General features: G+C 67.8%; 15 protein-coding genes. 2 read left to right on the top strand and 13 right to left on the bottom strand.

The genetic code is table 11. The annotated features are described in order from the left end of the window. Positions 1 to 10: 10 nt before the first annotated feature. From C1N81_RS04425 to C1N81_RS04365, 13 genes are all read right to left on the bottom strand, one after another. Positions 11 to 196: a hypothetical protein gene (locus C1N81_RS04425; RefSeq protein WP_394426990.1), complete on the bottom strand. Its 186-nt coding sequence runs from the start codon at positions 194 to 196 to the stop codon at positions 11 to 13. A gap of 19 nt (positions 197 to 215) precedes the next feature. Next, the gene (locus tag C1N81_RS04420; RefSeq protein ID WP_394426988.1) at positions 216 to 1,106 is read right to left on the bottom strand and encodes a hypothetical protein; all 891 of its coding nucleotides are present in this window, start codon (positions 1,104 to 1,106) and stop codon (positions 216 to 218) included. Continuing rightward, positions 1,103 to 2,023, bottom strand: a complete 921-nt coding sequence (locus C1N81_RS04415) for a type II secretion system F family protein (RefSeq protein WP_394426986.1) — start codon at positions 2,021 to 2,023, stop codon at positions 1,103 to 1,105. Before C1N81_RS04415 ends, C1N81_RS04420 begins: the two co-directional genes overlap by 4 nt. Beyond that, entirely contained in the window at positions 2,020 to 2,793 is a 774-nt protein-coding gene (locus C1N81_RS04410; RefSeq protein ID WP_394426984.1) for an ATPase, T2SS/T4P/T4SS family, read from the bottom strand. Before C1N81_RS04410 ends, C1N81_RS04415 begins: the two co-directional genes overlap by 4 nt. Next, on the bottom strand, positions 2,793 to 4,403 hold the full coding sequence (locus C1N81_RS04405) for a CpaF family protein (RefSeq protein WP_394426982.1): 1,611 nt from the start codon (positions 4,401 to 4,403) through the stop codon (positions 2,793 to 2,795). Before C1N81_RS04405 ends, C1N81_RS04410 begins: the two co-directional genes overlap by 1 nt. Continuing rightward, a complete protein-coding gene (locus C1N81_RS04400) occupies positions 4,396 to 5,301 on the bottom strand; it encodes a hypothetical protein (protein WP_394426980.1) in 906 nt (301 codons plus the stop codon). The genes C1N81_RS04405 and C1N81_RS04400 overlap by 8 nt, the downstream gene beginning before the upstream one ends. 2 nt (positions 5,302 to 5,303) lie before the next feature. Next, positions 5,304 to 5,990, bottom strand: a complete 687-nt coding sequence (locus tag C1N81_RS04395; RefSeq protein WP_394426978.1) for an SAF domain-containing protein — start codon at positions 5,988 to 5,990, stop codon at positions 5,304 to 5,306. Between the two features lie 28 nt (positions 5,991 to 6,018). Next, entirely contained in the window at positions 6,019 to 6,897 is an 879-nt protein-coding gene (locus tag C1N81_RS04390) for an ATP/GTP-binding protein (RefSeq protein WP_394426976.1), read from the bottom strand. Then, positions 6,891 to 7,499 (bottom strand): hypothetical protein, encoded by a 609-nt coding sequence (locus tag C1N81_RS04385; RefSeq protein ID WP_394426973.1) that lies wholly within the window; start codon positions 7,497 to 7,499, stop codon positions 6,891 to 6,893. The genes C1N81_RS04390 and C1N81_RS04385 overlap by 7 nt, the downstream gene beginning before the upstream one ends. Positions 7,500 to 7,800: 301 nt before the next feature. After that, on the bottom strand, positions 7,801 to 8,139 hold the full coding sequence (locus C1N81_RS04380) for a hypothetical protein (protein ID WP_394426970.1): 339 nt from the start codon (positions 8,137 to 8,139) through the stop codon (positions 7,801 to 7,803). A 13-nt stretch (positions 8,140 to 8,152) separates the two neighbouring features. Then, a complete protein-coding gene (locus C1N81_RS04375; RefSeq protein ID WP_394426968.1) occupies positions 8,153 to 9,094 on the bottom strand; it encodes a replication-relaxation family protein in 942 nt (313 codons plus the stop codon). 29 nt (positions 9,095 to 9,123) lie between these two features. After that, positions 9,124 to 11,292: a type IV secretory system conjugative DNA transfer family protein gene (locus C1N81_RS04370; RefSeq protein WP_394426966.1), complete on the bottom strand. Its 2,169-nt coding sequence runs from the start codon at positions 11,290 to 11,292 to the stop codon at positions 9,124 to 9,126. Continuing rightward, positions 11,292 to 11,750 carry a hypothetical protein gene (locus tag C1N81_RS04365; RefSeq protein ID WP_394426963.1) on the bottom strand — a complete coding sequence of 153 codons (459 nt, stop codon included), beginning with the start codon at positions 11,748 to 11,750 and terminating at the stop codon, positions 11,292 to 11,294. Before C1N81_RS04365 ends, C1N81_RS04370 begins: the two co-directional genes overlap by 1 nt. Positions 11,751 to 11,944: 194 nt before the next feature. Here C1N81_RS04365 and C1N81_RS04360 point away from each other — a divergent pair, with 194 nt between their 5' ends. Both C1N81_RS04360 and C1N81_RS04355 read left to right on the top strand, forming a co-directional pair. Beyond that, positions 11,945 to 12,181 carry a type II toxin-antitoxin system CcdA family antitoxin gene (locus C1N81_RS04360; RefSeq protein WP_394426961.1) on the top strand — a complete coding sequence of 79 codons (237 nt, stop codon included), beginning with the start codon at positions 11,945 to 11,947 and terminating at the stop codon, positions 12,179 to 12,181. Then, positions 12,178 to 12,513, top strand: a complete 336-nt coding sequence (locus C1N81_RS04355) for a hypothetical protein (RefSeq protein WP_394426959.1) — start codon at positions 12,178 to 12,180, stop codon at positions 12,511 to 12,513. Before C1N81_RS04360 ends, C1N81_RS04355 begins: the two co-directional genes overlap by 4 nt. Positions 12,514 to 12,590: the final 77 nt, after the last annotated feature.

Raw genomic sequence — 12,590 nt, 5'->3', positions numbered from 1 at the left:
GGGACATGGGTCAGCCGCCCTCGATGATGCCGATCTTCTCGGCGACCTTGGACTTGATGGCCACGACCAGGCCTGCGGCTACGACGATGAGGACGGCCGCCATGATGGCGAGTTCGGTGACGGACTGGCCCTCGTCGCGATTCTGCTTGAGCAGGTTCCAGCGGTGGGTCAGCAGGGTGCGCAGCGGGTCGATCACGGGGTTCTCCTTGAGTTGTTCAGCTGCCGAGGATGGAAGCAGCCAGGGGGATCATCACGAAGATGAGCATGAGGATCACGCCGAAGGCGACGGGAAGGATCATCGTCGCCGACTTCTCGTTGGCCTGTGCCTTGGCGTCGGCGATCAAGGCCACCCGCAGCTGGCGTGCCTGGGCTTGCAGGGTGGTGTAGACGGCGGCGCCTTCTCCGGCGAGTTCGACGGTGTCGGCGGGCCGGGTCAGTTCGGGAATGTCCAATTCCTCGCCGAGCTGGCGCAGGGCTTCCCAGACTTTGACGCCGGACAGGTCGGCCTGGTGGAACACCTGCCGCATCCGTACGAAGATCCAGCCGTCGCCGACCTGGGCTGTTTTGACGAGGGCGTCCGGGGCGCCGCGGTTGGCGATGCGGGCCAGGGCCACGCGCTCGAGGTATGAGGCGGTGGCGTGGCGCACCATCAGGCGTGCCGCGGCGGCCTTCTTGCTGACTTCCTTGGTGGGCCAGAACCAGAACAGGCCGGCCATGGTCAGGGAGAGCACCAGGGGCAGAGTGAAGAAGCTGATGCCGGCCAGGGCGCACACGATGGTCAGCAGCTGGGGCAACACCAGTCCGTACAGGGCGAAGACGGCTTTTTGGCCGAGGTGTTCGGCGGGGGTGATGCCGAGGAGGTTGAGGTCCTTGACGGGCAAGGTGATGCGGCTGCCGAGGTCGGCGATCAGGCGTTCACCGACGCGGGTCGGCACGTTCGACGTCCGGGAGGTGCCGGTGGTGAGCAGGGGGTTGCGGGCCTTGGTCACGTCGAGATGGTCCAGGGCCGCGGTCAGGTCGCGGCGGGCGGGCATGGCGGCCTTGACGGCGAGCCCGATAAGGGCGCCGGCGACGGTCGCGGGCAGGACGGCCTGCAGGGGGATCATCGCTGCCCGCCTTCCGGGAGGTGGCGGGTGGTCGTGGGCAGGGGGTTGAGCAGGCGCGGGTCGGGCTTGGCGATGGCCATGCGGCGGAGCCAGCGCAGCGAGTAGGCGAACAGCGCGCCGAGCACGGCGAGAACGATCTGGCCCAGCGGTGACTGGTACCAGCCGGACCATTGCTCGTTGAGCATGCAGCCGACCACGACGACGCAGACGACGGTGCTGGTCAGGCGGCTGTTCTTGCGGACCTTGGCTCGGTCGGCCTCGATTTCGCGGGCGTCAGCGGCTTGCTGGTGAATGTTGGCGGCCAGTGCTTCCAGCGCGTCGGACATTCCCTGGCCCGAGATTTGGGTGTGCGACTGGAAGAGCATCATCACGTGGTCCACGACACCGTCGGCGAGTTCGTCGGCGAACAGCGCGTAGGCGTCGTATGGCTCGATGCCGACGCGCAGGCGCTGCGCGAGGACCGTTACGTGTTCCGCGATCGGTGTTGGGGCGGTCTTCACCGAGGACTGGATGGTCTGGGCGAGGGAGATTCCGGCCCGGTGGATTCCGGCGAGGCTGTTGAGCCACTGACCCAGTGCTTCCAGACGTTCGATCCGGGCCAGGGCGGGGGTGCCGGGGTTGAGGATGTAGGGCACGGCCAGGACGGCGGCGCCGGCCAGCAGCCCGTGTACGGGCCAGCCGGTCCAGGCCCACACGATTAGGGTCACCAGGCCGGCGGTCAGCAGCAGCGGCCTCCAGCGGCGTTGCCACTTGTCCGGCAATTCGGCCTTGGCCCGCTGCATGCGGTCGGCCATGGACGACTGCGGCTTGCCGGGCTTGAGGGTGCGGCCGCGTCCCTCGCGGACGGCGAGGAAGACAGCGACGACGCTCAGGGCGGCCAGCAGGGCGGCGATGAGTGAAGTCTGTGCGGTGTTCATGCCGGTGTGTCTCCGCTCCACGGCGTGGGCCAGCCCTGCCCGGGATCGACCAGGTCGGTGCGCTGTGTGCGGCCGCTTCGCGTCAGTTCGCTCATGAAGGTCGGATAGATCTGGAAGACGGCTCGGGGATCTTCACGGCTGGGTGCGAAGACAGGGGTGAGGACGGGCATACCGGAGACGTTCTCGATCTCGCTCACGTGCGAGATGAAGTGCCGGCGCTTTCCGTCCCCCGGGTGCCCAGTGCTGGTGACGTGCACGATTAGATCGATGCTGGTCGCGGTCATGGCGGAGGCCAGCCGGGTGGAGAAGACGGACTCGCTGTCTTCTGCCAGTTGCAAGAAGGTGCTCAAGGCCCCATCGGGATCGCTGCCCTGGGTGCGCAGTGTTGCCATCGATCCGGCGCAGGAGGCGGCTGCACGCATCCAGGGGGCGAAGGTAGCGGTCGTGATGTCGCCCAGAAGGAGGCGATGGGCGCTCTGGCGCAGAGCGGCGGCGAACATCTGCTCCATGTTGCTGTCCGGCCCGTACAGGTCCACCACGCTGGGCCTGTCGCCTGAGGTGTCCTCGGCGAGACGCAGCTCGCGCTTGGTCTCCAGAGTCACGACGCGGTGGTGGGAGGGGATGTGGCGCGCGAGCGCGGAGAGCACGGTGGTCTTTCCGGCGCCCGCGGCTCCGGTGACCAGGATGGTCTGGCGGGTGTGCACGCACGCGTCCAGGAACCGGTCCAGGCTGGGGCTGGCCATGCCGGAGCGGAGCAGGTCGGCGGCCATCAGCGCCTCACCGTCTCAAGCGGTCCCAGCCACGCTCCGAAGGGGTTGTCGTTGAGGTAGGCGGCCTTCATCAGTCCCGTGAGTTCCAGTTCGTCGATGAAGGAGGGCATCTGCTCGAAAATGGCGCGCCTCTCTCCGGCCTGGGGGCCGAAGACCCTGGTCATGATGGGGCGTCCGGTCTCCCCCACTTCGTCCTCGACCTGGTAGATGTGCGAGACGAAACGGTGCTTCTTCCCGCCGATCGCGGTCTCGTCGAGGTAGGTGAGGTAGACGACGACGTCGATTGCTGAGGCGATCAGGTGGTGGGCGGCCTGGGTCTGCATTCCGGCGTCGGTGCACAGTTCGACGAGCCGGGAGACGATGCCGTGCGGACGCCGCACGTGCAGGGTGCACATCGATCCGGAGCCACCTGCCGACATCGCCTGCAGCATCGGCCGGATCTCCGTGGAGCGGACCTCACCGACGATGACGCGGCTAGCGTTGTACCGCAGCGCGGTGGCGAACATATCCGAGATGGTGATCTCGCCGGCGCCGCCATCTCCGCTGGCCCGTACCTCGCCGTTGGACTGCCGTGCTTCGAAGGCAAAGGTGAGCGGGCCGGGCTTGTCGGGGACGGGTTCGTCCAGGTACAGCTCGCGGTCCGACTCCAGGGTCACCAGCCGCTCCCCTGCCGGGATTTCCCGGCCCAGCGCGCGCAGCAGCGATGTCTTGCCGGCGCCCATGTCGCCCACGACCAGGATGTTCAGTTTGGCGGCCACGCATGCACGCAGGAACAGGGCGAGCATCTGGTTGAGCGAGCCCCAGTTGATCAGTTCGTCGATGCCGTGCTGCTTGATGCGGTGGCGGCGGATCACGACGGAGGGCCTGGTGGTCATCAGTGACGCGGTGACGCGGGATCCGTCCGGCATACGGAAGCCGACGTTGGGGCTGGCCTGGGTCAATGCGCGCTCTCCGTGTCCGGACAGGGCGGCCATTCGGTTGACCCACTTGATCAGCTCGTCGTGGCTGTCCGCGACCCGTTCGACCTCTTGGCGGGGCCGGTCGTAGAACTCCACGTGCGCGGTGAGCCCGTCGACCATGACGTCCTCGACGCCGTCCTGGTCGAGCAGGGACTGCAGGCGGCCGCCGCGGTACATGGCGTCGTACACCGCGGTGCCAATGGCGGCTTCCTGCTCCTCGGTCAGCGGCTGGTTGCCGATGCCCTGGGCGTACTGGGTGGCCCAGTCAGCGACCGCGTTCCGCACGAGGCGTTTGGCGAGGGCCCGCCGGTCGGCCTCCTGCAGAAGCTGCCGATTGGGATCCTGAGCGGACAGTTGGTCGGACACCTGCGCCTGCAGCTCCTGGACCACGTCCCAGAACTGCCGGACGACGTCCCACTCCGCGGGCCCGGCTCCCGGGAGGTCCACGAGCCGGGGCACGTCCGCAGCGCCCGCCGGGTGGTGTGCCGGGGCGGTAGACGCGGGCGGTGTCGTGTCCTGGGGCAGCGGGGCGGCGACGGGCGGTTGCGCTGCGGGCCGTGAGGAGGCGAGTCTGCGGGCGACCAGGTCGGCGATGTCCGCGCGGTTCATCGCGCTCGCGCCGTTGTGGGGGCGGGGGTGCGTGTCAGCCATGGCGGCGGCCCCTGTCGGTCATGCGCTGCAGCACGCCGGCCATCCGGTGATGGGTGGGGCGTGAGGCGTAGTCGCGCTGGGTGGTGCGGTGGCGGACGATGGCCCGCAAACTGTCAGCGGTGGAACGGGCATGCGTCAGCAAGTCCCGGTGTCCGTATCCGCGCGGGGGCCGACCGCCCTGCGCGTACAGCGCAGCGACCTCCGCGTCGAAGGGCAGCACCCCCATCACGGGCGTCTTCAGGGTCTCGGCGACCTGGTGGGAGCGGTAGGGACCGTCCTCGATGAGCATGATGCCCAGCGAGTCTCCGCACCGGCCCCGCTCCATCAGCTCGACGCGCAGCGGGTCGATCACGTGCCGGGCCAAAGACAGGGACTGCTCCGTGCCGCGGACCGTCAAGAGCACCAGATCCGCCTGGTACAACAGCGGAGCCGGGGTCAGGACGGGATGCAGACGGCCGGAGTCCAGGGCCAGACGGCCAGCGTCGATGTAGACGTCGTGCTCCTGCGTGCCCTCCAGCGGGTACCCGTGTTCGTCGCGCGGCGGCTCGGACATGGCGTGCAGGACTTCGGCCAGGGTCGGCCAGGTTCGGGTCATGGCCGCTGCCTGCCCTGGATCGGTCAGGCCCGGGAGCAGCTTGCGGTGCCCGGCCTCGTCCAGCCACCACAGATGGCTTGCAAACGCGTGAGCGAATTCCTCTGCTCCGGCTCGCTCCGCCTTGGCTAGGTGGTACAGCCCGACCCCTGCGCCCACCGTGGACTGGAGATACCCGGCGCGTACCGTGCCGCCGGCGGGGTCGCACTCGGCCAGCACGCTCGGCGCCGACGAGGCCAGTGTGAGGGCCAGCGCCGATGTGGTCACTCCGCAGGACTTGGCAGAAACCAGGGCAGTGATCGTCATGGTCAGCTCCGGGGCTCGCGCACGAGAGCGATCCGGCCCTGCGAGGCGCGGGTTGCCAGCAGCGGGCCGTCGGATTCCGCTACGGCCAGGTTCACCACCACGCTGCCGGAGGCGTCCGGGCGGGACACAGAGACGACCGTGCCGTCCACAGACGTCGGCGGGGCCTCGGCCTTGCTGCCAGAGGTGTCCTGCTCGCCCTGTGCGGGGGTGGTCACGGCCAGAACCTTGTCGCCCGGTGCCAGCGAACCCGCCGGTGCCTGGCCCCGCTTGACCTGCACGCCGACCTGCTGCTGGTCGTCTCCCAGACCGGTGCCTGCGGCGACCTGCGCGGCAGTCAGCAGCCCACCCTTTCTCAGATCGACCGCGGCCCGCTTCCCGACCATCGCTCCCTTTTGCCCGGCTGGAACTGGCGAGAGCGCAGCATCCGCAGACACCTCGGCAACGGTCAAGTCAGACGCTGTCAGCGCCTGCCCCGCCGGAACGTCGTGCGCCACAGCCAGGACCTTGCTGCGATCGCTGGTGGAACTGACTGCGAAAGCCGCCCCCAGCCCACACACGACAGCCAGCGCCGCGCACAACGCGACGGCGGACCAGCGCCGCTCCCGCTTCACCGGTGTGGACGTCGTGATCGGCACGTCAGGCCGAGGCGGCGCCGGGCGCGGCACCTGCGGGGCAACAGGGGATTCCATGAAAGTCGTACCTCGTATTTCAGGGGCGCTAGTTGAGGACCTGGACCTCGGCGACGTTGATGTCCACGGCGGCATCGCGAACCTCGTTGAGCTCACCGGTCTGCCCGTTGGTCGCCTCCCATCCGATCGACCACGTAGAGGTGGCCGACACATGGAAGCGCCCGGACTTCGTCGTCGACGAGGGGGAGTTGTACCGGTAGCCGCAGTCCGGTGACGGCTGTTTGCCGTACTCCGGCTTGTACGGCGTACCTGCAGTAGTGCAGGTCACGGAGTTACCGTCCCCCATGGTCCACACGATCTTCTGCACCTTCGCCGTTGCGGTGACGGTGATCCCGCCAGCCGAGGCCGACGCCACGTTCGGGCCGAAGGTCTCCGCGTTCTTCGCAGTCCACAGATAGACCGGCATGCCGACCACTCCCTTGCCACCAGGCTTGGGCGTGATGCCGATCTCAGGACCCAGGAGTGTCATCTTGTCTACGGCCTGCTGCGCCAGCTGCGCCGGGTCCACGTCTGCTTCAGGGGGATCCGCAGCCCATACGTTGCGGACGACCGTGTTCAAGGAGCCGTCGAACTTGCAGGTCTGCTTGTACACGGCGCCGTCGCCGGGCTTGTGGCCTTCCCAGTCCAGACTTTCCGCGTCCGGCTGGGGGTCAGCCTTCTCGTAGGTGCAAGACCAGCGGCTCTTCTTGCCGCTCTTGCCGCCCCCGCCGCTTTTGTTCTGGTCAGCCGTGTCAGTTCCGCTGCTGTCCGCTGAACCAGGCACTTCGACCTCGGCTCGGCACGTGAATCCGCCGCAGGCAGTGCCAGCCTGGCCAGGGTGATCGTCTGCGTAAGCCGCTCCAGCCGCGGAGAGTGTCAGCAGGAGCAAGGCCGCTGTCGCCCCGAGGCTGCGCCGAGGGGTCAGCACCGCGTGTCCTGGGGCTCATCCCTCGTAACACGCCACCCGTCGTGCAGCTGCTCAACCGTTCCCTTGATCACGTATTTCGTGAGCCTGTCGGACGGGAACGCGATGGGCTTGTTGGTTTTTGAGTTCTTCGCGTACCACTTCGAGATGTCGAGGCAGCTCGAAATGATGACGTTGGGAACCTTGCGGTCTACATCGACACTCGTGGCGGTGGGGTTTCCCACTTCAACGTGGCCGGTGTAGATGACGTTTCGGCCGTGCAGGTCCCTAACGTCGGTCTTCGCTTGTTCGAGTGCGGAGTAAGCCGTCGTCTTCTCCAAGTAGTTGGAGGAGCCGCTGCTGTCAGCGTAGAACTGCTCCATACCCTTCCAGTGCGCCTGGTAGGTCGCGATGGCTTCCCTCTTCGCCTTCTCCTTGGCAGACAGAGGGGTGGGCGAGGCGCTTTGCGATGCTGTCGCGGGGGCGGAGGATTCGGTGCTTTTCGGGTCATCCGAGCTACAGGCAGACACGGCGGCGAGGGCGCAGCCCGACACGAGCAGCGCAGTGGCCCGCCTGAAGTTGCGTGCGCCGAGGTGGGTTCGCTGTCGTGATGTCGACGCTGGCACTGCGCCTCCCCGTTTACTGGTCAACTGTGCGAAATCTCGGTCGTGTTGCGTTTGCAGAATTACCCTGTTGCGTCTTCAACCACAAACAGTGGTCACTCCTTTCACATACCGTACGCGGTCTCCCCCTGTTCTCCCAAGCCCGTTTCAGCAGCTCAGGACGTCAATCCAGGGCCCAATTAGGACATTTCAAACGTGTTGGACATGTGCCGTGTATATATCCCGTCCGGTGGGATAGGCCGCCCATTCGCGTACCGAGAATGTCGATTCGTGGCTAAGCGGATGGTCATTCTTTCCGCGTTCGTCAGGCGGGATCGGCTGAAGGCCGGGAGGTCGGGTAGGCGACGGGCGGGAGCGCTGCGTTGATGACGAGGTCGCCCATGGTTCCGTGTCCCTGGGTGAGTTCTTGCCAGCCCTCGAGGATGTGCTGGATGACGGAGCGCGCGACCATCCGGTACTCATCGGCGCAGGCCTCGTTGGTGGCAAGCGTTGGCAGGCCGCGGGTGTGGCAGAAGGCGGCCATGAGTTCTGCTACGGGGGCCGGGAACATGCGGGGCAGAGCGGCGGAGTCCTGGCAGGCAGGTAAGGCGCCGGCGGGCTCGGGGTAGGGCGTGAGCGGCGTGCGCTGGGTCGGAAACGGCATGAGGGAGTCTCCTTCAGGCGGTGGCGGTCTGGGGCTGGAGCCAGGCGTCGGTCGGTTCGGGAGTGCTTCCGAGTACTGGAGTGAAGATGGGGGCGAAGGGCCCCTCGTTTTTGAGGAGTTCGAGGGTGGTGACGCCGGCTCGCAGCGCGGTGGCCGCCAGAGCGGGGTCTGCAGCGGCGAGGCTGCGTAGGTCGGAGATGCGGCGCTGCAGGCGGCGCTCGGAGGCGCCGGTGAGGATGATCAGGAGTCGGGGGAAGACGGGGTATCGGGAGCGCCAGGCCGGCGCGGTGCGGTGTGCGGTGACGCTTCTGCTGCGGACTTGCGGCTGCGGGACGAAGGCTTGGTAGGCGGCGTAGGCGTGCAGCTTGGCGGCGAGGCGCGCGATGGTCATCTGGGTCCGGTCGACCTCCACGAAGAAGGTGAGGAGGGTGCGTTCTTGTGCCTTCTGATCGGTGTGGACGTAGTTGAGGACGGCGTCGGGGACCAGGGTCAGGTCCTCGCCGGGGCGGGCCTCGTCGCGGTAGGGGTGGGCGATTTCCGGGGTCCAGTCGAGGGGGCCGCATTCGTGGTCCAGGCGGCGGGCCCAGTCGACGAAGGCGAGCCCGGTTTCGACGGTGGCGAGGGTGTGACCCTGCAGGGGGCCGAGAGCGGCTTCGGTGCTCATGCGATAAGGACGCTGCGGCAGAAGGCCGTCGGACTCGACGGCGGTGGCGCCTCTGTCGGTGAGCCACCACAGCAGCTCGGTCTTTCCCGCCTGGCGGCGTCCGACAGCTTCGGTGAACCCTGCTTCCCGCAGGGCGTGCAGCTGGCGGCGCAGGTACTCGTTGCACGTGTGGTGGGGAGTGATCAGGTGGTGGAGCTGGCGGGTGGAGACGAGGCGGTGCTGGTAGAGGACCTGGGTGGCATCCTGGGCAATGCGGCCCAGGCCTGCGGGTCGTTCGGACACATGCGGCACGGGTGCCTCCTGCGTTGATGGGGTGGTTGTCAGGCGATGCGCGTGGTGGGATCGCCGTCCTTGCCGCGTCGGCCGGTGTGGTGCTCACGGATGGTCTGGTCGAGGTTCTCCAGGTCGGCGAGGATTTCGGCGACGGGACGGCGGCTGAGGTTGGTGTCGATGGCCTCATCAAGGTCGGGGATGCCGTCCGGGTTGTTGTAGTGGGCAAAGACTTCCTCGACAGGCAGGCCGCGTACGCGGAAAGGCTTGGTGGGGCGGCCGTTGAGCTTGATCGACATGATCTGGTGGAACTGAGGCAGGTCGGTGATGGTCTCGGGGGTGACGTGTCCGTTCCAGCGGCGGGCGACGAAGGCGGCTTCGTCGTAGTCGGCTGCGCAGGTCGACAGGAGGGACTGGTTTTGCAGCAGTGCCTGACGGGTGATGGCGGACAGGCGCAGTGCCATCTGGGTCATGCCGATGAAGCGGACCTCGTACTTGCGCAGCTGCTCGGCGATGGCGGCGAGGAAGCCCTTGGAGGAGGAGTCCAGGGCGGTGAGTTCGTCGCCCCAGGCCCAGAAGGTCTTCCGTTCGTCGCGGGCGGTGTCCTGGCGGGAGAGGCCGGCGCGGTGCAGGTCGTGGATGAGCAGGCAGGAGACCAGGGCGTCGCTTTCGCTGCCGGAGGGGCAGACGAAGACGACGCGGTTGCTGTCCATGGCGGTGCGGATGTTGTAGACGGAGCGGGCGCTGCCGAAGAACGCCTGCAGGGCTTCGCTGGTGTCGAGGCGGTCGATGGCGTAGGTGACGGTGGGGACCGAGTCGGAGGCGAGCTTGGGGAAGGTTTTAGTCCAGTAGGCACGCACTCGTTCCGGCAGCCGGGGCAGGAGGCTTTCGCGCCAGTCGTCATCTGTCAGCCATGTGCGGATCTGGAAGAGCGTGCACTGGGCTTCGGGGTGTCCGGCTGCGACGGCCTGTTGGTTGAGGAGGGCGAGGGTCTGGGTGGTGCGGGCCAGGATGGTTCGGGCGCGCGGTGCTTTGTCGCCCCAGTCCTGGGCGGAGGCGATGCCTTCGGTCACACTGCGGACGATGTCTTTGACCTCGCTGGACTTGCGTCCCTCCATCGAGAGCAGGTTGCAGGAGGCGACTAGTTGGTCCGGCTCGGCGTGGGCGAGGTTGATCTCCCAGAGTCGCTCGGTGATATGGGGGTGGGCGAGGTAGGGCTTGGCGCGGGCCCATCCCTCGCCGTGCGGATCCAGGAACCAGCAGCCGTAGCCACTGTGGGCCAGCGCGATGCACTGGACGAGGGCGGCCTCGGTCTTGCCGTGGCCGGACTTTCCGAGCTGCAGGCCGAAGAGCAGGTCCTTGACACGGGCGGCGCCGATCCGTTCGTGGCCGTCGGGGTAGGTGACGGCGCCCAGCGGCACCAGGTCGCGCTGGCCCGTGTAGACGGGAAGGTCGGCGGGGGCGGGCGGGACCACACCGCCGGACTGGACGATGGAGGCTGCTGTGCACCGCATGGTGGGGGGCTTGAGGAAGCCTGCCAGTTCTGTGGCAGTCAGCCACTGCCGTCGGTAGGGGCGGAACTGGCCGGTGCGGAAGCGGTGTTCGAAGCGGGCGACGGCCCGGCGTCCTCGCGGGCGGTAAGGCTTGAGAAAGTTCTGCTCGCTGGTGGGCGCGAAGGCCGCCAAGAGCTGGTGCATCCGTTCGCGGGCCCGCTGCGGGTGGCCGGCCTGGGTGCGCAGGAGCAGCTGTACCTGGAAGACGGGGCCAGCCGTCGGGGTGAACTTGCCGACTCCGTCCTTGAGGTCAGTCATGCGGGGCAACCGCTCGCTGTGTCCGGTCCGGCTCTTGCCTCCGCTCCAGGCGGACTGCAGTGCGGCCATGGTCCCCGAGCCGCCGCCCACGCTCTGGGTGAGGCGGAATCCGAATGCGGTGGGTCCGCGCCGGCGGGAGGCGCGGACCAGACGAAGTCGCCTGCGGGTGAGCTTCTTTTCGGAGACCGGGATCATGTCGATGACGGCCTCGGCGCGCTCTCCGGCTGCTGTCTGCACGCCGGACAGGGCAGTGGCCAGCTGCTGCAGCGGGTCGGGGTTGAGGCCTAGGGATGCCAGCGGTCGTTGGTCGGGCAGGGCGAGGGTGAGCTCCACTCGCTCTACATAGCGGCCCTCGGTAGCGAGGGGCTGAGGCAGAGGCGGCTTGGCCAGGTCGACAGTGGCGGTCATCAGCCCTCCCCGGTGAGACGGTGGGCGGGAAAGCGGACAGGTTCGATGCGGGAGTGGCTATTGTCCACGGGCCGCACCTCCACCTGGGCGAAGCCGGGCATGGCGACGACGGCGGCGCCTTCGCCGGGGCCTTCCAGGTAGCAGCGCATGCGGCCGCCGTCGGCTACGTAGCTCAGGCGTGCTGCGCGGGCCTGGGTGGGGATGGTGTGGGCGGCGTAGGTGATGCGTCCCAAGTGGTGTCCCCAGCGGCGGAGTTCGGCCTCGCTGGGGTTGAAGGTCGAGCTGGGGACGACTTCCACCCGCACCCGGCCTCGCAGTGCCTCCCGTGTTGCCCTGCCGCGGCGCAGGGAGACCAGAAGCCATGTGCCGAGGGCGAGAGCACTTGCTGCGGCGAGGTAGGGAGCGGCGGAGAGGACCGTGTGCGTCATGGCTAGCAGGAGGTCCTCGGACGCTGTCATCGGGCGCTCCGGAGGGCGGTGGCGTGGTGCTTGTTCATCTTCGGGTTCTCCTGGATATCCGGCGGTGAGTTCCTTCACCTGGTCCAAGTCATGGCGGAGCCCCGATTCAGACATCACCTCTCCAGGCTTTACCACTTCGTTACCGAAGGGCGGAGGTGCCCGGGGGGAGTACGCCAGAGCGTATGCTTGGGAGTATGACGACTCGTAAGCGCCTGACAGTGAGCTTGCCTGCTGAGGTCTTGGAGGCGGTGAGCGCCGAGGCTGATGGGAATCTGTCGGCATACACAGCGAAAGCCCTGATGGCGCAGGCCGTGCGGGACTCCGCCGAGCGACTCGCCGTCTGGCAGGAGTCTCGCCGGGAGACCTTCGAGGAGCTTGATGAGCTGCAGCTCGCCGCCCTGGACGAGTTCAACGGCGGCGCCGCCGCGTGAGTGAGAGCCTCCCCCCGTTGCGCCGGGGCCAGGTCTGGGAGATCCCCGGTCGGCGCGCCGGCCACACCCTGCTCGTCGTCGAGGCGGATCCCGCGCTGTCGGCGTTCCCGCGCACGGCGGTGACGGTGCTGGTGGACACGACCGGCACAGCTCCGGACACCTTGCTGTCCAGCCGCATCTCCGCGCCTGTTGCGGGGGATGTCATCGGTACGCAGATCATGACGCTCACCGCCTCCGCGATCCAGGCGGGGAAGTATCGCGGGATCGTCCCGTCCGAGGAGATGAGCTCTGTTTCCCGCACGCTGCGTATCGCCCTCGACCTGACCGACTGAGAAGCGCTGCACGCCGACGCCCACCTGCTGTACGCGACAGGGCAAATGGTGACCTCACGGGCATATCAGCAGAAGTA

The organism is Streptomyces sp. SGAir0957 (assembly GCF_043523415.1).
Note: the sequence above shows the minus strand (reverse complement) of the source record. Positions and strands in the feature narration are given on the sequence as shown.

What these genes read in the sequence shown, in the direction of transcription:
- C1N81_RS04420 (WP_394426988.1), bottom strand. Translation starts at nt 1,106, where the DNA reads ATGATCCCCCTGCAGGCCGTCCTGCCCGCGACCGTCGCCGGCGCCCTT.
- C1N81_RS04415 (WP_394426986.1), bottom strand. Translation starts at nt 2,023, where the DNA reads ATGAACACCGCACAGACTTCACTCATCGCCGCCCTGCTGGCCGCCCTG.
- C1N81_RS04410 (WP_394426984.1), bottom strand. Translation starts at nt 2,793, where the DNA reads ATGGCCGCCGACCTGCTCCGCTCCGGCATGGCCAGCCCCAGCCTGGAC.
- C1N81_RS04405 (WP_394426982.1), bottom strand. Translation starts at nt 4,403, where the DNA reads ATGGCTGACACGCACCCCCGCCCCCACAACGGCGCGAGCGCGATGAAC.
- C1N81_RS04400 (WP_394426980.1), bottom strand. Translation starts at nt 5,301, where the DNA reads ATGACGATCACTGCCCTGGTTTCTGCCAAGTCCTGCGGAGTGACCACA.
- C1N81_RS04395 (WP_394426978.1), bottom strand. Translation starts at nt 5,990, where the DNA reads ATGGAATCCCCTGTTGCCCCGCAGGTGCCGCGCCCGGCGCCGCCTCGG.
- C1N81_RS04380 (WP_394426970.1), bottom strand. Translation starts at nt 8,139, where the DNA reads ATGCCGTTTCCGACCCAGCGCACGCCGCTCACGCCCTACCCCGAGCCC.
- C1N81_RS04370 (WP_394426966.1), bottom strand. Translation starts at nt 11,292, where the DNA reads ATGACCGCCACTGTCGACCTGGCCAAGCCGCCTCTGCCTCAGCCCCTC.
- C1N81_RS04365 (WP_394426963.1), bottom strand. Translation starts at nt 11,750, where the DNA reads ATGACAGCGTCCGAGGACCTCCTGCTAGCCATGACGCACACGGTCCTC.
- C1N81_RS04360 (WP_394426961.1), top strand. Translation starts at nt 11,945, where the DNA reads ATGACGACTCGTAAGCGCCTGACAGTGAGCTTGCCTGCTGAGGTCTTG.